This is a genomic window from Methanoregula sp., from assembly GCF_052325125.1.
Lineage (GTDB): Archaea > Halobacteriota > Methanomicrobia > Methanomicrobiales > Methanospirillaceae > Methanoregula.
Map to the genome: position 1 here is coordinate 58,360 of NZ_JBKQWO010000023.1, position 19,413 is coordinate 77,772.

Annotated in this window: 28 protein-coding genes and 1 pseudogene; 20 read left to right on the plus strand and 9 right to left on the minus strand. The window is 54.0% G+C overall.

Annotation, left to right across the window (positions count from 1 at the left end; translation table 11 throughout):
- Positions 1 to 308: 308 nt before the first annotated feature.
- Positions 309 to 548, minus strand: a complete 240-nt coding sequence (locus tag ACLQMU_RS05970; protein WP_422149896.1) for a hypothetical protein — start codon at positions 546 to 548, stop codon at positions 309 to 311.
- Positions 549 to 1,058: 510 nt separating this feature from the next.
- On the opposite strand from ACLQMU_RS05970, the gene ACLQMU_RS05975 reads away from it, so the two are divergent.
- From ACLQMU_RS05975 to ACLQMU_RS05985, 3 genes are all read left to right on the plus strand, one after another.
- Positions 1,059 to 1,505: a hypothetical protein gene (locus tag ACLQMU_RS05975; protein ID WP_422149897.1), complete on the plus strand. Its 447-nt coding sequence runs from the start codon at positions 1,059 to 1,061 to the stop codon at positions 1,503 to 1,505.
- Entirely contained in the window at positions 1,502 to 2,077 is a 576-nt protein-coding gene (locus tag ACLQMU_RS05980; RefSeq protein WP_422149898.1) for a hypothetical protein, read from the plus strand. Before ACLQMU_RS05975 ends, ACLQMU_RS05980 begins: the two co-directional genes overlap by 4 nt.
- Positions 2,078 to 2,187: 110 nt before the next feature.
- A complete protein-coding gene (locus tag ACLQMU_RS05985) occupies positions 2,188 to 2,766 on the plus strand; it encodes a hypothetical protein (protein ID WP_422149899.1) in 579 nt (192 codons plus the stop codon).
- Between the two features lie 171 nt (positions 2,767 to 2,937).
- Here the strand turns inward: ACLQMU_RS05985 and ACLQMU_RS05990 are convergent, their stop codons facing one another.
- On the minus strand, positions 2,938 to 3,219 hold the full coding sequence (locus ACLQMU_RS05990) for a HEAT repeat domain-containing protein (protein WP_422149920.1): 282 nt from the start codon (positions 3,217 to 3,219) through the stop codon (positions 2,938 to 2,940).
- Between the two features lie 164 nt (positions 3,220 to 3,383).
- Positions 3,384 to 3,644: a hypothetical protein gene (locus ACLQMU_RS05995; protein WP_422149900.1), complete on the minus strand. Its 261-nt coding sequence runs from the start codon at positions 3,642 to 3,644 to the stop codon at positions 3,384 to 3,386.
- 103 nt (positions 3,645 to 3,747) lie between these two features.
- Between ACLQMU_RS05995 and ACLQMU_RS06000 the strand changes: the two are divergent.
- Positions 3,748 to 3,918: pseudogene (locus tag ACLQMU_RS06000) on the plus strand (HepT-like ribonuclease domain-containing protein); the annotation flags it as partial.
- Positions 3,919 to 4,673: 755 nt separating this feature from the next.
- Here ACLQMU_RS06000 and ACLQMU_RS06005 read toward each other — a convergent pair.
- A complete protein-coding gene (locus ACLQMU_RS06005) occupies positions 4,674 to 4,865 on the minus strand; it encodes a 30S ribosomal protein S17e (RefSeq protein ID WP_422149901.1) in 192 nt (63 codons plus the stop codon).
- A 389-nt stretch (positions 4,866 to 5,254) separates the two neighbouring features.
- Here ACLQMU_RS06005 and ACLQMU_RS06010 point away from each other — a divergent pair, with 389 nt between their 5' ends.
- The 3 genes from ACLQMU_RS06010 to thsA all read left to right on the plus strand — a co-directional run bounded on the left by ACLQMU_RS06010 (position 5,255) and on the right by thsA (position 8,136).
- On the plus strand, positions 5,255 to 5,767 hold the full coding sequence (locus ACLQMU_RS06010) for a hypothetical protein (RefSeq protein WP_424039743.1): 513 nt from the start codon (positions 5,255 to 5,257) through the stop codon (positions 5,765 to 5,767).
- Between the two features lie 97 nt (positions 5,768 to 5,864).
- Entirely contained in the window at positions 5,865 to 6,239 is a 375-nt protein-coding gene (locus ACLQMU_RS06015; RefSeq protein ID WP_424039744.1) for a tetratricopeptide repeat protein, read from the plus strand.
- Positions 6,240 to 6,525: 286 nt separating this feature from the next.
- Positions 6,526 to 8,136 (plus strand): thermosome subunit alpha, encoded by a 1,611-nt coding sequence (thsA, locus tag ACLQMU_RS06020; RefSeq protein ID WP_422149904.1) that lies wholly within the window; start codon positions 6,526 to 6,528, stop codon positions 8,134 to 8,136.
- Between the two features lie 465 nt (positions 8,137 to 8,601).
- On the opposite strand, the gene chrA is transcribed toward thsA, so the two are convergent.
- The 4 genes from chrA to ACLQMU_RS06040 all read right to left on the minus strand — a co-directional run bounded on the left by chrA (position 8,602) and on the right by ACLQMU_RS06040 (position 11,823).
- Positions 8,602 to 9,780 carry a chromate efflux transporter gene (gene chrA, locus ACLQMU_RS06025; RefSeq protein ID WP_443673607.1) on the minus strand — a complete coding sequence of 393 codons (1,179 nt, stop codon included), beginning with the start codon at positions 9,778 to 9,780 and terminating at the stop codon, positions 8,602 to 8,604.
- A 24-nt stretch (positions 9,781 to 9,804) separates the two neighbouring features.
- Positions 9,805 to 10,578 carry a sulfite exporter TauE/SafE family protein gene (locus ACLQMU_RS06030; RefSeq protein WP_422149906.1) on the minus strand — a complete coding sequence of 258 codons (774 nt, stop codon included), beginning with the start codon at positions 10,576 to 10,578 and terminating at the stop codon, positions 9,805 to 9,807.
- Between the two features lie 11 nt (positions 10,579 to 10,589).
- A complete protein-coding gene (locus ACLQMU_RS06035; RefSeq protein WP_422149907.1) occupies positions 10,590 to 11,228 on the minus strand; it encodes an FmdE family protein in 639 nt (212 codons plus the stop codon).
- Between the two features lie 187 nt (positions 11,229 to 11,415).
- Entirely contained in the window at positions 11,416 to 11,823 is a 408-nt protein-coding gene (locus tag ACLQMU_RS06040; RefSeq protein WP_422149908.1) for an ArsR/SmtB family transcription factor, read from the minus strand.
- 102 nt (positions 11,824 to 11,925) lie between these two features.
- Between ACLQMU_RS06040 and ACLQMU_RS06045 the strand changes: the two genes are divergently transcribed.
- Genes ACLQMU_RS06045 through ACLQMU_RS06090 form a run of 10 tightly spaced genes read left to right on the plus strand, consistent with a single transcriptional unit; the run spans position 11,926 to position 17,174 of the window.
- The gene (locus ACLQMU_RS06045; protein ID WP_422149909.1) at positions 11,926 to 12,189 is read left to right on the plus strand and encodes a hypothetical protein; all 264 of its coding nucleotides are present in this window, start codon (positions 11,926 to 11,928) and stop codon (positions 12,187 to 12,189) included.
- A 30-nt stretch (positions 12,190 to 12,219) separates the two neighbouring features.
- Positions 12,220 to 12,465, plus strand: coding sequence for a thioredoxin family protein (locus tag ACLQMU_RS06050; RefSeq protein WP_422149910.1), 246 nt, complete (start codon positions 12,220 to 12,222; stop codon positions 12,463 to 12,465).
- Positions 12,462 to 12,920 (plus strand): putative zinc-binding protein, encoded by a 459-nt coding sequence (locus ACLQMU_RS06055; protein WP_422149911.1) that lies wholly within the window; start codon positions 12,462 to 12,464, stop codon positions 12,918 to 12,920. The genes ACLQMU_RS06050 and ACLQMU_RS06055 overlap by 4 nt, the downstream gene beginning before the upstream one ends.
- 39 nt (positions 12,921 to 12,959) lie before the next feature.
- A complete protein-coding gene (locus ACLQMU_RS06060) occupies positions 12,960 to 13,241 on the plus strand; it encodes a ferredoxin-thioredoxin reductase catalytic domain-containing protein (RefSeq protein ID WP_422149921.1) in 282 nt (93 codons plus the stop codon).
- Positions 13,238 to 13,588 (plus strand): putative zinc-binding protein, encoded by a 351-nt coding sequence (locus ACLQMU_RS06065; RefSeq protein WP_422149912.1) that lies wholly within the window; start codon positions 13,238 to 13,240, stop codon positions 13,586 to 13,588. Before ACLQMU_RS06060 ends, ACLQMU_RS06065 begins: the two co-directional genes overlap by 4 nt.
- On the plus strand, positions 13,585 to 13,983 hold the full coding sequence (locus ACLQMU_RS06070; protein ID WP_422149913.1) for a DUF2703 domain-containing protein: 399 nt from the start codon (positions 13,585 to 13,587) through the stop codon (positions 13,981 to 13,983). Before ACLQMU_RS06065 ends, ACLQMU_RS06070 begins: the two co-directional genes overlap by 4 nt.
- Positions 13,980 to 14,669 (plus strand): DUF166 family protein, encoded by a 690-nt coding sequence (locus ACLQMU_RS06075; protein ID WP_422149914.1) that lies wholly within the window; start codon positions 13,980 to 13,982, stop codon positions 14,667 to 14,669. Before ACLQMU_RS06070 ends, ACLQMU_RS06075 begins: the two co-directional genes overlap by 4 nt.
- A 4-nt stretch (positions 14,670 to 14,673) precedes the next feature.
- On the plus strand, positions 14,674 to 15,633 hold the full coding sequence (locus ACLQMU_RS06080; RefSeq protein ID WP_422149915.1) for a permease: 960 nt from the start codon (positions 14,674 to 14,676) through the stop codon (positions 15,631 to 15,633).
- A gap of 26 nt (positions 15,634 to 15,659) precedes the next feature.
- Positions 15,660 to 16,736 (plus strand): ACR3 family arsenite efflux transporter, encoded by a 1,077-nt coding sequence (arsB, locus tag ACLQMU_RS06085; RefSeq protein ID WP_422149916.1) that lies wholly within the window; start codon positions 15,660 to 15,662, stop codon positions 16,734 to 16,736.
- Between the two features lie 18 nt (positions 16,737 to 16,754).
- On the plus strand, positions 16,755 to 17,174 hold the full coding sequence (locus ACLQMU_RS06090) for an arsenate reductase ArsC (RefSeq protein WP_422149917.1): 420 nt from the start codon (positions 16,755 to 16,757) through the stop codon (positions 17,172 to 17,174).
- Between the two features lie 86 nt (positions 17,175 to 17,260).
- On the opposite strand, the gene ACLQMU_RS06095 is transcribed toward ACLQMU_RS06090, so the two are convergent.
- A complete protein-coding gene (locus tag ACLQMU_RS06095) occupies positions 17,261 to 17,566 on the minus strand; it encodes a DUF1016 N-terminal domain-containing protein (RefSeq protein ID WP_422149918.1) in 306 nt (101 codons plus the stop codon).
- Positions 17,567 to 18,076: 510 nt separating this feature from the next.
- Between ACLQMU_RS06095 and ACLQMU_RS06100 the strand changes: the two genes are divergently transcribed.
- From ACLQMU_RS06100 to ACLQMU_RS06110, 3 genes are all read left to right on the plus strand, one after another.
- Positions 18,077 to 18,265 (plus strand): hypothetical protein, encoded by a 189-nt coding sequence (locus ACLQMU_RS06100; protein ID WP_422149919.1) that lies wholly within the window; start codon positions 18,077 to 18,079, stop codon positions 18,263 to 18,265.
- Between the two features lie 280 nt (positions 18,266 to 18,545).
- Entirely contained in the window at positions 18,546 to 19,085 is a 540-nt protein-coding gene (locus ACLQMU_RS06105; protein ID WP_443673608.1) for an Ig domain-containing protein, read from the plus strand.
- A partial coding sequence (locus ACLQMU_RS06110) for a putative Ig domain-containing protein (RefSeq protein WP_443673609.1) occupies positions 19,070 to 19,413 on the plus strand: 344 nt, incomplete at its 3' end. The genes ACLQMU_RS06105 and ACLQMU_RS06110, both read left to right, overlap by 16 nt.

Genomic DNA, 19,413 nt, shown 5'->3' on the forward strand with positions numbered 1-19,413 from the left:
CCACATGAAACGAGTGAGGGGTTAAACCTGATGCCGGGGCACAACGGAGCTATTGCCCCCTTCCCGGGAGTCTCTTATGGCCGACAGGGAGAATATACCGGAATCTGTTCAGAGTTTCCTGATGGAAAAGAGCAGGTTCCCGCCACGCGAAGCCCGGAGAACGAAGGAGATATCCGAAGGTCCGGGTCCCGGTTGCAGGCGATGTTCAGGAATACCCCGGCCGGCATACCTGCCCGTGCATACCCTTTTTTGTGAACCGCAGAACGAAAAAAAAGGATGGGCCGGATGTGTGATGAGTGGAGGAATGGTTATTTCAGGACAGGTGCGGACGGGGTTTCCATTCCGGCCCCTGCTTTTGGATGGTCCTTGCGGTACCCGATCTTGTGCGACGCGTGTTTTAACGCTTTCACGTGTTTTGCCTGGGGGGAAATCACGTTCGGTGCCACCGTTGACGGGTGCGCACTCGTTCCGGATTCCGATTTCTTGGGGGCTGTCGCCTGCATTTTTGTACCGGTCATCGTTGTATCGTGTGGTGGTGTATTCTGCATACGTGTTCAACTCCTTTCATAAATCTGATATGATGATTTTTTGAGGCTTTTTTAAGGAAAATAGTCCTGGTAGCCCGTTCTTGTGTTATTTCATACCAAACCGGGGGAATAGATGGCTTGTGAGTATAGAGACCTGCCTGTTGGTTACAAAATCTGCCGTTCATTTTCTTTTTTTTTTAATATGTTCTTCATGACAGGGATCGGGAGGGATGACCGATGCCACAGTTACTGTAAACGTAATTCAAAACGGGAGACCCGGGATTCGTACCGGCACAAGAGCAGGAGCCAGGAATCACCACCAGACCCCCCGGCCTCCGTGGGACTGCCCGGGCGGAGTGGACCGAAGGGCAGGCCGGCGTGAGATTATATGGGAAATGGCGGGGGAGGGAGAGGAAGGACAGGGTATACCAAAGTGCCGGATCTATGGGCCAGCAGGTATCCTGCCAGCCATTGGCACACCCGGACAGAACACACAAATATTTATATAGTCAATATCCATATGTTGACAATATGATCCTGCCCATGAACGACAAACAGTTCGCGTTCTGGAAGATGCGGCGCAGCGGAACTCCGAATATCACGATAGCGAACCTGCTGGGAATCTCCCGGCAGGCCGTGTCCAAAGCCGTTCTTGTCATGGACGGGAAGATAGAATCGGCACTCCGTGAGATGGCGCAGGCAAACCAGATCGCGATAGAAAAGATCAATTCTGAGCGGGGCATCCTTCTCGGCCGGTCAATTCCCTTCAAGACCGCTGCGATCGTCTTCGTATCTGAAAAGCACGGGATGCAGGTCTGGTACGAGCACGACGGCGACTGCGGTTCGTGCCAGCGGTACACCGAATGTATCGAACTACTCTGGGATTATGCAAACGAACTTGGCTTAACAATTGAGAAAACTGCCGATCCGACAACGATGGCAGAAGAACTGTTTGAAAAAGTGAAGGCGATTGTATGACATTCACACGCTTATCGGAAACTATTCATGAATGGCTGGGCTGGTGCCCGAACCACAGCGTTACTGCCGCACCGCCGGTAAAGATGAAGATAGGGCCCGGGATTTATATCATTGCACTCATCTGTATGCTGGCAGTACCGGCAGTGGTGCTGCTGACCTCTCCGGCACCCCAGAATGTCGCGGTCTGGGCGTTCCGGGTGGATGATACCGGGGTAAAACACTTTGTCGGACGGCTGCCGGCAACGGAAGACGCCATGGGTAAACTGACGTTTTCCACGGCAGGTGCAGCCACCCCGGCCCTCTCGCCGGGAACCTACTCGCTGATAATAGAACATCCCGGTAAGGACGGCAGTTTCCGGCTGATGCTGGACGGAGCAAATGTGGAGCTCCAGTCCCCGGGTTCAGCGAATAACGCAATGATGCTCTTTACTATCAGCGGCCCGGGCTCCCTTCAGCAGGAGGATGCCTATCAGGCGCTCATAGCCGCGTTCAGCCTGGAAAACCCGGATGGGACAAGCGGCCAGTCCGGTAACGCCGGGGCCGATACAGAACGCGAATATATCGTTAATTAAGGATCCGGCCGGCTAAAAAGAACAGCCATGAAAAATGTCAAAGGATCTGAAATGAGGGAAAAGAGGCGGGGAAAAGGAAAGAGACGCACAAAACCGGTTCAGGAGAAATCATGAAAATCCAACAGAGATCAGGACCGGGTCTCGTATGCCCGGTCATCCTCGTCGCCATCGCGATCATTGCGATCGCCGGCTGCGTGGACTCGACGCACAACCAGCAGGGCCTGGTAACACCCACAGGTACCCGGCAGAGTGAAACACCTGCGGTTACGACGACAGTTACGATTATGACACCACCTGCACCAACGCCGCAGAAAAGCTTAGCGCGGCCGGCAACAGGCTCGTCCGACGGAGTCATACGACTCGACCCGTTCGGTGTCATATACGCCGGGGAAGATTATGTGATAACCGGAACGACGAGCCTTCCTGTGGGTACAGATCTGATTTTACAGATGAGGCCTGATGACGGAACAACCCCGACCGGCTACGATACGGAAGCGGGTGGTAGTTGCGAGGGTACTGCCTCGATAAGGGCAGGCAACGGCACAGTGAACCGGATAGTATTTGAGGGCAGCATCACGCCCGGAGATGAAAGGGGGAAGTGGGTCGCCGTGGCGGGTAACGGGATAGGTAACGGGCATGATTTTGAGATGGGCACGCATATTGGATACGCCTATTTTACCATGGAATAGGCAGGCATGCAGGGAATTGTGCAGGTCGTTACCCGACACCCGAAGCAGGATTCCCGTTCCTTTCGGATTTTCTTTTAAAAAAAATATTCAGATGTACCGAAGCGGTAACTGACTTTTTCCCCGCAATGACGATTGACCCCCGCTGCCCACGGGGTCACCGTGCGCACACGTTCATTCAAGATTGCCGGCCATCACCTGTCTGATCATCTCCATCGCTTCCTGGATGGTCTCCCGCGCATCCTCCCTCTCGATCCGGTAGAGTTTCTGCAGGGGACCAAGAGCCCGGGGATCCCCGAGCATGCCCAGTGCCCAGGCAGCTTTCAGCCTCACCCGTGCATCGTCATCCCACAGGGTGTCGATCAGCGGCTCCACGGCCCGGGGATCTCCCAACCGTCCCAGCGATTCCGCCGCCTTCCACCGCGTCCCTTCATTATCATCGGAGAGCCGTTCGATTAAGCCTTCAAGAGTATTAGCCGTTCTCTATCACCTTCAGCTGGCGGTTGATTGTTCCTGTCTGGGGCGTGGAAGAGAATACCACAGGATCCCGTATGCACCAGGAGGTACATTATTTTTCCCGTTCAGGGTTCTCACGGATTCCCGGTTGCCTGATCGATTTTTTAGCTGCGTGATACCTGGCGGTCCGCGCCAACAAGGAGATCCTCCGCGACCGGTACAAGGTTAAACGGATCGGGCTCTTTGGCGTGTACGTGAGGGGCGACACCCATAGCGGCAACGATGTTGACGTGCTCGTGGAATTTTCCGATACCATCAGCCTCCTCAAACTCGTCTTCCTTGAAAATTACCTCACAGCACTCATCGGCATCAAAGTCGATGTCGTACCCCGGGAAGATATCCGAGAGGGAGCTTAAGGACGCCATCCTCAAAGAGGCGGTCTTCCTGTGAAGGAACAAGAGAGAAATATCCGGATCTTTTTAAGATATTGCTGAGAACATCCTCCGCATAGAACGCTTTACAAAAGGGATCACATTCGAAGAGTTTCGGGACGATGAAAAAACCTGTTTTGCAACAGTCCAGTGCATCGAAATTATCGGTGAAGCGGCAAAGCACATCCCTCCACACGCGCGGTCCCGGTACCCGGAGGTTCCCTGGAACGATATGGCAGGCATGCGGGACAAGTTGATCCACGAATACTTCGGGACAGATCCTATGAGTGTCTGGAAAGTGGCAAAAGAAGATCTCCAGAGTCTTAAAACCCCTGATCGGGAAAGCCCTCCACGATCTCGACGAAAAAGATACGGACTAAACTATCCTGTTTTTTATGAGGGGGGACCGGACAATATCCGGGGAATCCCCTTTACAGCCGGGGGCGACCTATGGCAGGAGAGACCTCCCCTGCACCCCCCAAAATACGCCCGTAAAACCGTCCGATTCCTTCACCCGAAAATCAGATCCCAGGTTATCCCCCATTTGCCAAAATACGCCCAAATTGAGCCCCATATAACACCCATTAGAGCTTCATAGAAGCCCCAAAAACGGCCACTTTTTTCACCATCAGCCAAAAACCCATCCGGCCCCGAAAACTGCCCTCAAAACGCGTCTATGAGAACATTTTTTTTCGTCCGATTGCAAAAATAAGCCCAATTTGGGATTATTTTTAAACGGAGCCCGATACGGGCTTCTTTTTGATCTGCCAAGGAGTAATCGGAGGCCGGATTGAGCCCGGATTGGATGAGGTCGGGTACAGGGGATCCTGAAGAGGAGACCCGGGTCACCATCAGGACCCGGCGGAAAAACCGGGTAGAGGGATCATTTTCCGGTCCACGTTTTTATTCCAATCGAACAGGGAAATGCCTGCGTTCGTATACATGAGCCCTCGAAAAGAGCTCGTGTGTGGCCGGTTCCACGGTACCTGGCAGGATACGTACTGCCGTGAACAGGGATGGGGATTATGTGCGTTTTTTTGCATTTATTCTTCTTGTGATGTAACCGGCGACGCGGTTCCGGACACGCTTGCTTTCGATAATTGCCGACGCTCCCAGCTGTCTCTTGTTCTCATCGAAGTTGTTCGTAAAATACTCCCGCTGCTTTGCCAGAAGTGCGGTACCGAGATTTTTAATGTATGACGGTTTGATTCCCATGGAAAATCCCTCAAGGTTGTAGTTCTCTCAATGCGATGAGAGAGGATAAGGATATGGTTTGAAAAACGTTTGTCCGGATCCTTCCCCGGCGCCGGCATTGAATTTTTCTCCCTGCCCCACAGGATACCGGGATGCTCTGACTTTCCCCCGGTCCGGATAATCCCAATGTCGGGGGTGGAGGTGAAACGGTTTCTCGCATAAATTTCCCTTGCGACCGCCCGGTTTCCCTTTGCCCCTTCAGGCATCCGCCTGACCGGCTGGATGGGTACCTGTTACTATATGGGGTGGGCCGCACCAACAGGTAGTACAGGCAAATCGCGTTGCCGCCGAATACGAAGAACAGGTATCCCGGATTTGAACCTGGCAAAAAGGAGAAGATACTCACACGTATGGAAAATTCTGGTAGTGATGCCGGCGGGAACCGCGTTGCAGCGCTTGAAAAAAAGGTCAATGGGGTGGAAGCGCTTGTGAGGGAATTCACGCAGGAACTTCTGGATCTCAAGGCCATTACAACGGAGATGTCCCGGCAAACCGAAGAATGCAGCCTGCAGGAACTCACCTGTATGCAGAGGACAGGTGCCCACGTGCCCGGCGCTGTTGCCGCTGGCGGGACAGCCCCGCAGCCGCAGGACAGCAGCACGGTTAGTGCGGGGAGCGGGATCTGTGCAGGGGATACCGGGCCCCGGACCCGGGATGAGCCGCTCATGGACATGATCATGCAGACCGACGGGACGATGAAACCTGAGATTCGGCGCGGGAGCAGGAACTGCATCGTCGCCCCGGTAGGCTATGGCACCTCGGGAGGCGGCAGAAACAAGAAAGGAATACCCGTCAGGCCCGGGCAGAGCAGGCTCACCTGCGCATTTGAAGAAATCCAGTCCGGACGGCCTGATTTTGCATAAAAAGCAGGTAACCTCTACCAGGATCCGGGCCGTTCAACGGGGCGTATCCCTGGTATGAATCACCCTGGCGATTACCTTTTTTGAGAAGGTGGAAATCATGGAAAACTTCAAGGAACAATATTACAACGAAGGTCTTGATTTTGCCAGTCTTGGCCGGTATTCAGAAGCGATAGCATCGTTCGATAAGGTGATTGTCATCCACCCGGATTCTGCCGATGCGTGGAGGAAACGCGGAAACGCGCTTGGCAGGCTCAATCGGCATTCAGAAGCAGTCGTCTCGTACGACAAGGCGATCGCCATCAACCCACATGACGTCAGGGTATGGAATAACCGCGGAAACGCATTCATCAGGCTCGGTCAGCGTCAAAACGCTCTCGCTTCTTTTGACAAAGCGATTGCCATCAACCCGGGTTACACCGTGGCGAAACAGAACCGGGAAATTGCATTAAAAAACAAACCTGACCGCACCTGACCGCCCTTGTATTGGTGGCAGGGCAACCTGTGTCCGGCTCAGGATCCCATAACCCGGGCTACAGATAGACATATGAGGCAACAAAGCAACTCTTGCCCGTTACCGGTGTGCAGGGGAACCGGTGTCACCGGCCGGGGGGCCACATCCCTCCGGAATAAACCGTGATGCGAAAGAGAAGGGTGATCACCGGTCATGAATGCAAGAGCACCCGGTGGGGCAGACCGGGAGTGTGACCGGCAATGCCCGGAAATACCAGGAACAAAAATAAAAAACAGTGAGGTTTGAAATGTCACAACAGCTTGGCGGACAGCCAGTTATTATTCTCAGAGAGGGAACAACCCGAAACCGCGGCGAGGAAGCCCAGCACTCGAATATTATGGCCGCAAAGGCAATAGCGAACGCGGTCCGGACCACCCTTGGTCCCCGGGGCATGGACAAGATGCTGGTCGGCTCAACGGGGGATATTGTCATCACCAACGATGGCGCGACAATCTTAAGTGAGATCTCGGTCCAGCACCCCGGCGGAAAGATGATGGTCGAAGTCGCCATGACCCAGGATGACGAGGTCGGAGACGGGACCACGACCGCAGTTGTCATTGCCGGTGCCCTGATGGAACAGGCAGAACAACTGCTCGAACAGGGAATCCACCCGACCATTATCTCCCAGGGATACCGCCTGGGCATGGAAAAAGCCCTCCTGATCACAAACTCCCTTTCGTTCAAGGTCGACCCGGCTGACAGAAAGACGCTCATGAAGATCGCCGACACTGCGATCACGGGGAAATCGATCGAATCGGTCAAGGTGATACTTGACGGCATCATCGTGGATGCTGTCATGGCCATTGCAGAAAAGACCGATGGGAAATACGTTGCCGATGAAGACGACGTGATGATCAAGAAGCAGAAGGGCAAGTCAATGGATGACTCCGAGCTCGTCCGCGGTATTATCCTTGACAAGAAACGGGTAACCGAAGGCATGCCAAAGAAGGTCACCGGGGCGAGCGTTGCACTTATTGCGGCCCCCATGGAGATCACCAAGACCCAGGTGAAGGCCAAGATAAAAATTACGACCGCCGGGCAGGTCTCTGCATTCTCCCAACAGGAGCGGGATACTTTAAAAAAACTGGCTGATTCCGTGATCAACGCGGGCGCAAATGTCGTGCTCTGCCAGAAGGGTATTGCAGACCCGGTCCAGTTCTTCCTTGCAAAGAATGGCATTTTTGCCATTGAGGATGTTCCTGAAAAGGATCTCAAGTACGTAGCACGTGCGCTGAATGCAAACATTGTCAACAAGCCGGAAGACCTGACGGCAAAGGATCTCGGGCATGCCGGGGTTGTCGAAGAGGACAACGATATGGACATCACAAGGATTTCCGGGTGCAGGAACCCAAAGACCGTCACCATCCTGCTCCGGGGCACGAGCGACTATCTTCTTGACGAGCTGGAGCGTGCCGTTGTTGATGGCACCCGCGTAGTTATGGATGCAATCGAAGACGGCACGTACGTGGTCGGTGGCGGTGCAGTGGAGACCGAGCTCTTAATGAAGATCCGAAATTATGCCGAGACAGTCGGAGGACGGGTACAGCTGGCAATCGAGGGATACGCGACGGCCTTTGAGACCATCCCCCGTACCCTTGCAGAGAACTCCGGATACAACCCGATTGACAAGCTGGTCGCCCTCAAGAACGCCCACGCGAAGGGGGAGAAGACGGCCGGCCTCAACGTCTACACCGGAGAGGTCATCGATATGCTCGAGGAGGGTGTGCTTGAGCCGCTCCGGTCCAAGCGCCAGTCCATCAAGAGTGCATCTGAGACTGCGATCATGCTCGCCCGTATCGATGATATGATGATCACGCAGTCCAGAAATCCCGCAACCGGACAGATGCCGGGCATGTGATAAGCGCTTTATCATTTTTTTCGTTCTGTTCCCCGCATTTCTGCCTGCAGATCATCTGCCGGATGAGGGGAATTATATCTTCACCCCTGAAGAAGGCGGTGCTGATAACTTAACGGGACCTGGGGATAATTCCTATAAAATCAATACGTCATAACATTGCAAAGTTTTCCTGATTTTATTCGAGAAGTCCGTCAACTTATCAGAACCCTTCGTAATGATTTATTTACGATCAATCAGCCGTCGTTCCTTTCGGTGTTCCCCTTTTCGGACCCGGTCATAATTCTTTTGCGATACCGATTATGGCACAATGATTATCAAAAAACCATGCACACTCTTTCCCGTTGCACGGGACCTCAATGCCCCTGACGCCCGGCAAGGCCGGGAAATGCTTTGATGCAGATATTATTCTTATGAAGTCCTTCTGCCCGCAAAAACCCGGAAAGATGCCGGTTATTCAACGTGTAGTCAGTGCATAATGACGAACATACCCGCTGCAATTCCGATCCCTGCAACGACAACCCAGAGGATTTCAGCCCCCAGGAGGAGGGCGAGGAAGGCCCCTGCTGCAAGAAGTCCGGGGAACCACGACCATGGGACTGCAAGCGCCAGCTTGATGGTCACGCTCAGGAGCAAACCGACAAAAGAGAACAGGATTCCCTGGAACATTCTCTGGTACGTCTGCGAACTGCGCAACCAGTCATAATACGGTACCGTCCCGACCACAACAAGAAATGAAGGGGTAAAAATCGCAATCGTTGCAACGACCCCTCCCCAGAACCCATAGGTTAGAAAACCGACAAACGTTGCGGTGATAACGATCGGGCCCGGTGTCACCTGGCCGAGAGCAAGCCCGTTGATGAAGGTTGCACTGTCCAGCCATGCATGCACGGTGACAACTTCGTTGAACATCAGGGGGAGCGAGGCAAATCCCCCGCCGAACGCGAACAGGTCAATCCTTGCCATCGTAGCGGCGAGGGTGAAGAGATCAGGCTGGAGAAGGTACAGTACCGCAAAGAAGGCTGCAGCCGCACCAAGCAGGATGAACAATGATTTTTCCGGGCGGGGGAATGTACCGGCCGGGGCGTCCTGTTTTTTATCCGGGACCGGGAGAATGACGATCCCGAGCAGGGCAGCAAGGACGATAACAATAATCGGGTTCAGTCCGGCAATAAAGAGCACCGCAGCAATCCCGGCAATGAGGACATGGACCCATTGTTTGAGCGACGTACGCCCGAATGAGACCGTCGCGTATGCGACCAGCGCCACTACGATCGCCTGCAACGCGAGGAATAATGCTTTTACCGGGGGGAGGTCGGACGTGGAAACATAGAGTGCGGAGAGGAGCATCATCAGGAAAAATGCAGGAAGCCCAAACCCCACAAATGCCGCAAGGGCACCGGCTGCACCCCGGATGCGAAGACCTGCATACGCGACAACCTGCATGGCCGTTGCGCCAGGGATGGCCTGGCAGAGCGCGACCCCCTCGTCAAAGACCGCACCATCAATCCAGCTTTTCTGCCCGACCGTCATCTTCCGTATGTAAGTGACCATAGCAGGGCCGCCGAACGCCGTGATTCCCAGCCGGAGAAATGCAAAAAAGATCGCGGCAAGCGAAGGTTGCTGCGATCCGGACGGGGAAGACATTTCAGCCATACCAGAGAAAAAATGTTAGTGACTCTGTAGCAGCTTGAGGATAAGCTGAAGCGCAAATACCCAGAGGATTATCCCGAAACCTGCCTTGATGTACCCGCTTGAGATCTTCACCATGCTCCGCGCACCGATTGTTGCACCGATAACGACCGCAATAACGGTACCGATGATCAGGGGAATATTAAAACCGCCGCTGGTCAGGTGCCCGAACACACCGAACAGGGATGAGAAGATGACCACAAAACTGACCACGCCGGCGGAATTTTTGGTAGGGTAGCGGCAGAGGAATATCAGGAACGGCACGATCAGGATGCCGCCGCCAATACCCAGCAGGCCGGAAATAATACCGACCACGAAACTGAAGAGCACGATCAGAGCATACATCCAGAGGGAAAACGTTACCGGGCAGGAACCCTCGGGCGCTGATTTCTCCCAGTACGTGTAGATCATCCGTCCCCCGGCACCAATGAGGAAGATGACAAACAGCCACATCAGGAGAACGGGATTGATGTATGCGGCTGCAACCCCGCCGAGAAATGCACCGATGCAGATGCCCGGCACGAACCAGAGCGCGAACTGGATATCGATAAGGTTTGACCGGTAATACACGATCGACGCTGCCAGTGCGGTGATCAGGTTGAGGACAAGTGACGTGGAAATTGAAGTGAGCGTCGCGTAGCCGAGGAGGAAAAGGATCGGCGTATAGAGCGATCCCCCGCCCTGCCCGAACATCGAAAAAATAATTGAGACAATGAAAACTGCAAAGATGGCAATCAGGATGGTGCTGTCCATCGTGCACCTTTTTATTGGGTTCCTTTCAGGACATTCACCCAGGTCTGGTCATATCCTGAGCAGGGAATGCACTCAGGCTCGCCGTCCACCATCCGCACATAACGCTCGAAAACGTATTCCCCGCATTTGCTGCATTTTGTCTTCGCGAAGGAACCTTTCGGGCGGCTGAAGGTGAAGTCAGGCAGTTTTGTCACCATGAACATCTCGGCCTCCGTTGCCGCGAGAACCATATCTACGACTTTCTTCACTACATCCGCCGGAACCTGCGAGGGCTCGATACCTTTCTTCCGGTAGACGAAAAATTCCTCTTTGCCCAGCGCATCCTGGAACTCCGATTTCAGGTAGACACGAACCGCTCCCTTTCCCGGAACCACGAGAAGACACGCGACTTTCCCGTAGTTGAGCCGTTCCATCATGAGCTTGCCATACGTACAGCCGGTGACAGCCATGAAACCGTCAATCATGCAGGTCTGCGGGTGCCCGACGCCCATCTCGGAGAGACCGAATGCCCCGTGGTCCCCGATATGTGAGACGTTAAGTTCCCGCATGGCAATCTGTCCCATCCGGTACCCGATCGGCATGAATGGGCAGATGTGCCCGTGAAAATCCCAGACTCCCTGAGGTATCTCAACTTTTTTTGAATTTGTCATGGGAGATACCTCATCGCATATGATATAAATAAATTGTCAATAGAGCCATCTCAAATAGTTATTATCGCAAAAATCGTCCCGACAATACTTCGTATCCAGATGCAGAATGGTCTGGAAATTTATTAAAATAAAATTCCTTTACTGGAGTAAATTTGGTGTATAATCTGAAATCTATCCCCTCTTTAACCTATTTTCGTTCCGCGTGCTCTGTGCACTGCAACAACCGGCGCCCGCGATCCGTGACGGAATAAATGATCCAGTTGCCCCTGTACTCGCCTTCGATGAGACCGCACTCTTTCAGGATATTCAAGTGATAAGACAGTTTCGAGCTTGAAAGGCACATGAACCGGTTGATGACGCAGACACAGAGCGGCTGATCCCTGATGATATAGAGTATAGAAAGACGGTGCGGATCAGAAAGTGCCTGATAGATTCTGCCTCTCTCACCGACGACTTTTTTCGAGGGAATGCGCTTCGACAGGGCCGGAAGTCCCCCCATCGCGTCGAGCTCCATCTGGATCTGTTCCGGAATCTCCGTTGGCAGGTCCCCTTCCTTTGATGATTCCCCGCAGCAGGTTGCGGCCTTTCGTGTCATCTCAAGATAATTTGAGATGCAAAGATATATAACATCGCTTTGTTCATAGTAATTCAACAAAATTTGAGATGCCAATAAACATCAGACTTCAGGAGACGGGAGATGGGAAACGACAATAAACCGTGCTGCGCTGCCGAGGCTCTCCGTCGTATCCGGCAGATCCCCATCAACGGCGTTCCGACCGGGATCTGCATATTCGATGAATGTATTGCAGAAGTAAAAACGCAGGATCTGAAGAACGAGCCGGAGATCCGGGCGGCACTCATCAGGCGAATAAAGGTGTACGATTACATCCCACGAAGTGTCGAGGATGAGTATGCCCGGGCTCTCTTTGAAGAGTACCACAAAATGTCGGGGAAACTATGAAGCGAATACGGGAAACTTTTGGGTGATACCATGACAAAAATCGAAGTACTCGGAACCGGCTGTGCGAAGTGCAAACGGCTCTTTGCCAATGCCGAGCAGGCTGTAAAGGATCTGAAGATCACGGCTGATGTCGTTAAAGTGGAAGACCTTGCCGAAATTGTCGGCCGTGGTGTCATGCTCCCGCCGGCACTCTTCATCAACGGCGAAGTGCGGGCGGAAGGCAGGATACCGGACGTGAATGAGATCAAGGAAATGCTGAACGGAGTAAAACCATGACTGAAAAACCAACATGCTCGTGTGGATCAAACGAAGCGAAACGGATTATATTCCCCTGTGCGGGACAGGCGAATGTTGGGCAGCTGACCAACCTTGCAGCGCTCCAGCTGACCGAGGAAGGCTACGGGAGTATCGCCTGCGCTGCGTTACTTGCCACCGGTGCAGAGAACCTTGTCGCCAACGCGATGAATGCCGATGAAGTTGTCATCCTTGACGGCTGCCCGATGCTCTGCGCCCAGAAGATTGCAGGTGCTCACGATGTGCCGATAGGACAACACCTTGTCATTACTGACCTTGGCATCACCAAGGGGCCTTCAAAATCCTACACGAATGAGGACATCGAGAATATTGTCTCTGCCTGCTGGAAGGGCGAAGGCCGGAAGAAAGAGGCTGCGAAATCTGGCAAAAAAACCGGCGGGAAGAACAACGGCTGCGGGTGCGGCGGAACCTGCTGATGCAATAAGGGGCGACCGGAAACGACCGATGAAGACGAGATCCGGGCATGGGCCGAGGAGTATGCCCGGAAGAATGGCTGGGTGCTGAACCCGGACAAAAAGGTACTGGATTCCGTCATCAAAGGACTGGCACGCAACGAAAAAAAGTTTGGCGAACGGTACTGCCCGTGCCGGATCCGATCGGGAGACAAGGAAAAAGACAAGGCGATTATCTGCCCGTGCATCTACCATAAGGACGAGATCGCAAAAGACGGGCACTGTCACTGCCAGCTCTATTACCGGAAGGAGATCGCAGAACCGGTGACGGGAGCAGGCGAATGACCATCGCGCTTGTCACCTGCTCAGGCATTTCCAATACCGGGAAACTCACCACGCAGGCAGCCCAAGTCCTGCTCCAGAGAAAACCGGGCCATTACGTCTGGATGCACGCAAAGCAGTCTGCCGCGATGCTCGAAGCGGAGATCGGGGATGCGGAACAGGTGATCGTGATTGATGGCTGCACGGACTGCTGTGCCACGAAGAAACTTTCCAAATCCTGCCTCACCCCCCATTGCCATATCATCGCAACCGAACTCGGCATCGAGAAGAACGGGATGGGCGAAGTTCAATACGATGAGATCGAGAAAGTGGTCCGTGCGGTCATGGACAACGGGAGCCAAATGCCATGATCGTTCCCCGCTACAAGCGTCTTGAGATTGAATGGAAACACTTCGCGGTCGGAGATGCGACCTGCAAACGGTGCGGGAAAACGGGAGAATCGCTCCAAACTACAGTTGAAGAACTCCGGCGCGAGTTTGCTCCTGCCGGAGTGAAGATCAACCTGACGGAGACACTCCTTGACAAGGCACGGATTGTGGAATCGAATGAGATTCGCATGAACGGAACATTGATCGATGACCTGCTCGCTGCTGTGGCCGTCCCGACCGACTGCCCATCCTGCAGTACGCTTGCCGGGGAAAGTACCTGCTGTCGTGCCCTTGAGATCGATAATGAACGGTACGAGGATATCCCTCCAGAGATGATCAAAAAGGCTGCGTACCGGGCGCTTGGAGTAACTGTATGAAAATTGGCATAGTATCTGACGGAAAATTCGGCGATCGGGCTTTCGAAATAATAAAGGAACGGTTCCCGACCGAATGGATCACGGCGCCGTTCCCGCAGAGCATGATTGCGGACGACCTCGAACTTGACCTCCCGGAATGCGACCTCTACATCTCCTATGTCCGTCATCCGGACGTTGCGCTCGCGATCATCGAGAAGCAAAAACCGGTGATCCTCGGGGTCAGTTTCGGCCCCGGATTTCTCCGGCAGGCAAAGGCCATCAATGAAAATATTGTTGCACCGGTGACGATGTGCTCCCTGGAGGATGATACCTGGGTACCGGAGATCAACGAGTATGCGAAAGTATTCGGGCGCCCCTCGTTTGAAGTGAAGGTGCAGGACAATGGCACCATCGAGAGCGTAAAGGTGATCCGTGGATCGCCGTGCGGTTCGACCGTTGCGGCAAGTGCGGAACTGCTCGGGACACAGCTTGGCCCGGAACAGCTCCAGCACTACGGCCTCCGGATCTGTCACTTCTGCCGGGCTCCCCGTTTTGGCAGGACCTGCGACAAGGAACTGTCCGGGCTCCTCCACATCCGGGAACTCGTGAATGCGATCAACGGAGTAAACCCCGCAGCGGGTGCACGGGTGCGGCAGTTTGCCGAAGACATGGAGAAAATTATTGACCGGAAAATAAACGGAGGATAACAATTTGCTTGACTATTTACAGGTCTTTGCCAACTGGGTGACCTATTCCATCCTCGGACTGGTGCAGGGAAGCCCCCTTGCATCGTCCGTGAATTTCTTTGTGTACGATACCATCAAGGTCACGGTCATGCTCGCCGTTATCGTCTTCGGGGTCGCCATCGTCCGGACCTATATCACGCCCCAGCGGGTGAAGAAATGGGTGGCTGGACGAACGGAAGGAGTGGGCAACGTGGCAGCCGCCATTCTTGGGATCCCTACACCGTTCTGTTCCTGTTCGGCCGTGCCGCTCTTTATCGGGTTTGTCGAGAGCGGTGTGCCGCTCGGCATTACGTTCTCGTTCCTGATCGCATCGCCGCTCATCAACGAGATCGCTGCGGCCATGCTGTTTGCGATGTTCGGCTGGCAGATCGCGCTCATCTACATTGTCTCCGGCCTTATCATAGCGATAATCGCCGGCATCATCATCGGGCGCCTCCATCTCGAAAGCGAGGTCGAGGAGTTTGTCTGGAAGTGTAAGTTGCACGATCTTGCTGAAAAAGCGATGAGCTGGAAGGACCGGCTCACGTTTGCAAAAGGCGAATCCCGGGATATCACGCTGAAAGTGTTACCGTATATCATCATCGGTATCGCTATCGGTGCGGTCATTCACGGGTATGCCCCGGCAGATTTCCTTGTGAACATCGCGGGCCCGGGCAACGCGCTGGCGGTCCCGATCGCTGTGCTGATCGGCATCCCGCTCTACTCGAACGCGGCGGGCATGATACCGATCATGCAGGTACTCACGGCAAAGGGCATGGCAATGGGAACCGCTCTCGCCTTCATGATGTCGGTTATCGGCCTCTCGCTGCCGGAGATGGTTATCCTCAGGAAAGTGATCAAGATCAGACTGCTCGCCATTTTTGCAGTCATCCTGTTCGTCTCCTTCACCATGACAGGATACCTGTTTAATGCGATCCTAGGATAATCAAAAAGTAATACGGTGAACATGATATGACGGCAACGACAAAACTCTCGTTTCTCGACCGGTACCTCACCCTCTGGATCTTCCTTGCGATGGCAGCGGGGATTGCCATCGGGTACTTTTCACCCACTGTCCCGGACCTGATCACCGGTCTCTCGGTCGGGACCACATCGATCCCGATCGCCATCGGGCTTATCCTCATGATGTACCCGCCGCTTGCAAAAGTGCGGTACGAGGAACTGCACACAGTATTCCGGGATACAAAAGTGCTCGGCCTGTCGCTTGTCCAGAACTGGATTGTCGGGCCGGTCCTGATGTTTGTCCTTGCTGTCGTCTTCCTCCGCGACCAGCCGTTCCTGATGTACGGCCTGATCCTTGTCGGGATCGCCCGCTGCATTGCAATGGTGATCGTCTGGAACGATCTCGCGCTCGGGGACTGCGAGTACTGCGCCGCGATCGTGGGCCTGAACTCGATCTTCCAAGTCTTCTTCTACTCCGTTTATGCATGGTTCTTCATCACGTTCCTGCCGCCGCTGCTTGGCATCGGGGCCGGTTCTGCGGTCTCGATCACGATAACCCAGATCGCGGGGAGTGTCTTTGTCTACCTGGGTATCCCGTTCATTGCCGGGATGGTCACGCGGTTCGCGTTGCTCCGCGTCAAGTCGAAGGCGTGGTACGAGCAGGTCTTTATTCCGAAGATATCCCCCATCACGCTCGTTGCCCTGCTCTTTACGATCATCGTGATGTTCTCCCTGAAGGGCAGTTATATCGTCAATGTGCCGTTTGATGTCGTACGGGTCGCCATCCCGCTGCTCTGCTACTTCGTGATCATGTTCTTTGCGAGTTTCTGGATGGCGCATCGTCTCGGTATCGATTACCAGAAGTCGGCCACGCTTTCGTTTACGGCAGCCTCAAACAACTTTGAGCTCGCGATAGCTGTTGCCGTCGCCGTCTTTGGCATCGAATCACTGGCGGCATTTGCAACGGTCATCGGGCCTCTTGTCGAGGTACCGGTGCTCATCGGCCTTGTGAACGTAGCATTGTGGCTGAAGACGAAATGGTACGGTGGAAAACGTGATAATGCATGCAATCCATCGCTGCATTAAACATGATGTGGTAGTCTCATGAAAAAGAAGATCCTGTTTATCTGCACCCACAACTCCGCCCGCTCCCAGATGGCAGAAGGATACATGAACGCAAAGTACGGTGACCGGTACGAGGTGTTCAGCGGCGGGACCGAACCGGGGCAGGTGCACCCGATGGCAATCGCCGTGATGAAAGAGGTCGGGATCGATATCTCCGGGCACCGGTCGAAACTTATTGATGAGTTCTTTGGGTCGGGCATTGAGACTGTCGTCACAGTCTGCGATTCTGCACAGAAGGCGTGCCCGTTCTTCCCCGGGGCAACAGAAGAGATCCACCAGGGTTTCCCCGACCCTGCTGCATTCACCGGGTCCGATGAGGAAATCCGGGCTGGGTTCCGTCGCGTGAGGGATAAGATCACCAGCTGGATCGATATGAAATTTGGGAACAACCCTGTGTAAATCCCGGCTTTGTACGGGTCTCATCAACCTTGCGCCAGTCACCGGCGGCCGGTCACTTTCACACAGTTCAGTCCGGCCCTTTACCATCAGTGCAGCAGGGATCCGGTGCTATGCAGATCGAGATCCGAAAGGGGGTGGCACTCCACCCGGGCACCTTTAATGCGGTTGTCGCTCCTGAAAAAGAGATAGTCGCTGCCATCAACAGCAACGCGGAGCCCGCTTTCAATCTGGTGCACCAGCACATTCCGGCTCCATCCGTTTTGGATTGCCTGCCGGATATACCACTCACGCTCTTTTGCATCCTTCACCTTATTGAGCAGGGCGATATGATGATACCAGGTAATTTGTGCAAAGCAGCTCTTGCACAATTGCTTTCCGATAGGTTCTGCCATTATTCCAGTGTCCCCCTGCCGATGTCGTTTGTCACGATACGACAGCCCCAAACTGGTGACCTTTCTTTCCCGCCAGTCAGCTCTCCTGGCGGAGATCGAAGTCCGGGCAAAAGGAGGGGGCCGGGTTTATCTTCCGCCTCAAAAACACTGAAGAACACCTGTGGCCGGGGAAACACTCGTGGCGATCGGGAATGGGGGCTTGATTGCCCTTCTCATAACCGGGATACGGGAAAAGGCGCAGATACCGGATATCCGGCCCGGTTTACCCGGGAGAGATGGTACTCCGGGTACCCGAAACGACAATGATTGGGATAGCAACCGGCGGTAACTAAATGTTACCGGGAGATTATTTTTTTGTCTTTGGTTACGTTCATCGCACATTTTTCAAATATTAAAACTTGGACATATCATTATCAACAGAATTGTCCTTAAGCGTGTCTGGAAGCTTGTCCCCTGAACTTTTACCCCGGTGAAAGTTCCGGGATGCTACAGGTTAATCAGGAGGTTACCATGAGTAAAGTCATAGCAGGTATATTATTGATTTTGATCGGACTCGCCCTGCTCGCTGGCGGAATTACGAGTATTCGTGTACTTCAGCTGGCAGGAATCAGTTTTATCATTGCCGGTGTCCTGACAATTATACTGGCAGTTATCGTATTGATGATGAAGAAACCGGAAATGGAAGCTCCGGCTAAATAATTCTGTTTTTTTAAATTTTCGCCACGCACCATCCCTGATGCATGTATCAAAAATCACGGCAACGCAGCGGGAACCGGTAACTTCCCGGGGCCCGGGGATCGTTACTTCATGTCGTTTCCATCGCGCGACTCGATTTTTTATGCTCCATTACGAAAAGATGTCTGCCGCCTGCCCTGGCGGCACCACAGCCGATACGGGCGCGCTGTTCCAATACTCTGCAAGCTCAACGTTTGGAAGCTACATGGAAGCTACTTCACATTTTCCTTCGTTATCGGCCACGATGACAACCAACGGATACCTTGCCACCGGCGGTTATATAATTTCTTGTGACTGTAACGGCGATAACGCGATTCTTCTTGGACTTGGTGAAATGACGGCGAGGGCAAGCGCCATTGTATCGGTTTCTTTCGTTCCCCTCCCGGCCCTTGCCATCACCACTCCCAGCCCACTGCCGAACGGGACAGTGAGCGTGCCCTACAATCAAACTCTTGCCGCAACAGGAGGGGCGCCGCCGTACGCGTGGTCCATCGTTTCAGGCAGTTTGCCCGACGGGTTGAGCTTGGACGCGAACAGCGGCGCCATCACCCGCACGCCCACGAGTGCGACGACAGCCACCTTCACAGTGCAGGTGACGGACAGGATCGGGACGACCGCAACCCAGCAGTTCACCCTGTCCGTCGTCGCACCGCTTGTCATTACCACGGCTAATCCGTTGCCGGACGGAACAGTGGGTGTGTCCTATGGCGTGACGCTGGAGGCGACCGGGGCTCAGGCAATTACACATGGGACATCGTCTCGGGCAGTTTGCCAGATGGGTTAGGGTTCGACACCCGCAGCGGCGCCATCGGTGGCATGCCGACCGCCGCCACAACCAATAGCATTGAGGTGGAGGTGAGAGACGACAACGGAGTTACAACGAACAAAACCTTCACCCTAACGATCACGAATTCATTCGTCACCATTGTCACCCCCAGTCCGTTGCCGGACGGAACCGTGGGCGTGGGTTACAGCCATCCATTGGAAGCCACGGGCGGCACAGGCAATTACGCGTGGACGATTGCAGGATTGCCGGACGGTTTGCTCCCGGATTCCAGCGGAGACATTACCGGCATTCCAACCACGGCTGGGATTTTCAACTTTGTCGCCCA

Coding starts and splice junctions, on each gene's coding strand:
- ACLQMU_RS05970 (WP_422149896.1), bottom strand. CDS start 548: ATGCAGAATACACCACCACACGATACAACGATGACCGGTACAAAAATG.
- ACLQMU_RS05975 (WP_422149897.1), top strand. CDS start 1,059: ATGATCCTGCCCATGAACGACAAACAGTTCGCGTTCTGGAAGATGCGG.
- ACLQMU_RS05980 (WP_422149898.1), top strand. CDS start 1,502: ATGACATTCACACGCTTATCGGAAACTATTCATGAATGGCTGGGCTGG.
- ACLQMU_RS05985 (WP_422149899.1), top strand. CDS start 2,188: ATGAAAATCCAACAGAGATCAGGACCGGGTCTCGTATGCCCGGTCATC.
- ACLQMU_RS05995 (WP_422149900.1), bottom strand. CDS start 3,644: ATGGCGTCCTTAAGCTCCCTCTCGGATATCTTCCCGGGGTACGACATC.
- ACLQMU_RS06005 (WP_422149901.1), bottom strand. CDS start 4,865: ATGGGAATCAAACCGTCATACATTAAAAATCTCGGTACCGCACTTCTG.
- ACLQMU_RS06010 (WP_424039743.1), top strand. CDS start 5,255: ATGGAAAATTCTGGTAGTGATGCCGGCGGGAACCGCGTTGCAGCGCTT.
- ACLQMU_RS06015 (WP_424039744.1), top strand. CDS start 5,865: ATGGAAAACTTCAAGGAACAATATTACAACGAAGGTCTTGATTTTGCC.
- thsA (WP_422149904.1), top strand. CDS start 6,526: ATGTCACAACAGCTTGGCGGACAGCCAGTTATTATTCTCAGAGAGGGA.
- chrA (WP_443673607.1), bottom strand. CDS start 9,780: ATGTCTTCCCCGTCCGGATCGCAGCAACCTTCGCTTGCCGCGATCTTT.
- ACLQMU_RS06030 (WP_422149906.1), bottom strand. CDS start 10,578: ATGGACAGCACCATCCTGATTGCCATCTTTGCAGTTTTCATTGTCTCA.
- ACLQMU_RS06035 (WP_422149907.1), bottom strand. CDS start 11,228: ATGACAAATTCAAAAAAAGTTGAGATACCTCAGGGAGTCTGGGATTTT.
- ACLQMU_RS06040 (WP_422149908.1), bottom strand. CDS start 11,823: ATGACACGAAAGGCCGCAACCTGCTGCGGGGAATCATCAAAGGAAGGG.
- ACLQMU_RS06045 (WP_422149909.1), top strand. CDS start 11,926: ATGGGAAACGACAATAAACCGTGCTGCGCTGCCGAGGCTCTCCGTCGT.
- ACLQMU_RS06050 (WP_422149910.1), top strand. CDS start 12,220: ATGACAAAAATCGAAGTACTCGGAACCGGCTGTGCGAAGTGCAAACGG.
- ACLQMU_RS06055 (WP_422149911.1), top strand. CDS start 12,462: ATGACTGAAAAACCAACATGCTCGTGTGGATCAAACGAAGCGAAACGG.
- ACLQMU_RS06065 (WP_422149912.1), top strand. CDS start 13,238: ATGACCATCGCGCTTGTCACCTGCTCAGGCATTTCCAATACCGGGAAA.
- ACLQMU_RS06070 (WP_422149913.1), top strand. CDS start 13,585: ATGATCGTTCCCCGCTACAAGCGTCTTGAGATTGAATGGAAACACTTC.
- ACLQMU_RS06075 (WP_422149914.1), top strand. CDS start 13,980: ATGAAAATTGGCATAGTATCTGACGGAAAATTCGGCGATCGGGCTTTC.
- arsB (WP_422149916.1), top strand. CDS start 15,660: ATGACGGCAACGACAAAACTCTCGTTTCTCGACCGGTACCTCACCCTC.
- ACLQMU_RS06090 (WP_422149917.1), top strand. CDS start 16,755: ATGAAAAAGAAGATCCTGTTTATCTGCACCCACAACTCCGCCCGCTCC.
- ACLQMU_RS06095 (WP_422149918.1), bottom strand. CDS start 17,566: ATGGCAGAACCTATCGGAAAGCAATTGTGCAAGAGCTGCTTTGCACAA.
- ACLQMU_RS06100 (WP_422149919.1), top strand. CDS start 18,077: ATGAGTAAAGTCATAGCAGGTATATTATTGATTTTGATCGGACTCGCC.
- ACLQMU_RS06105 (WP_443673608.1), top strand. CDS start 18,546: ATGACAACCAACGGATACCTTGCCACCGGCGGTTATATAATTTCTTGT.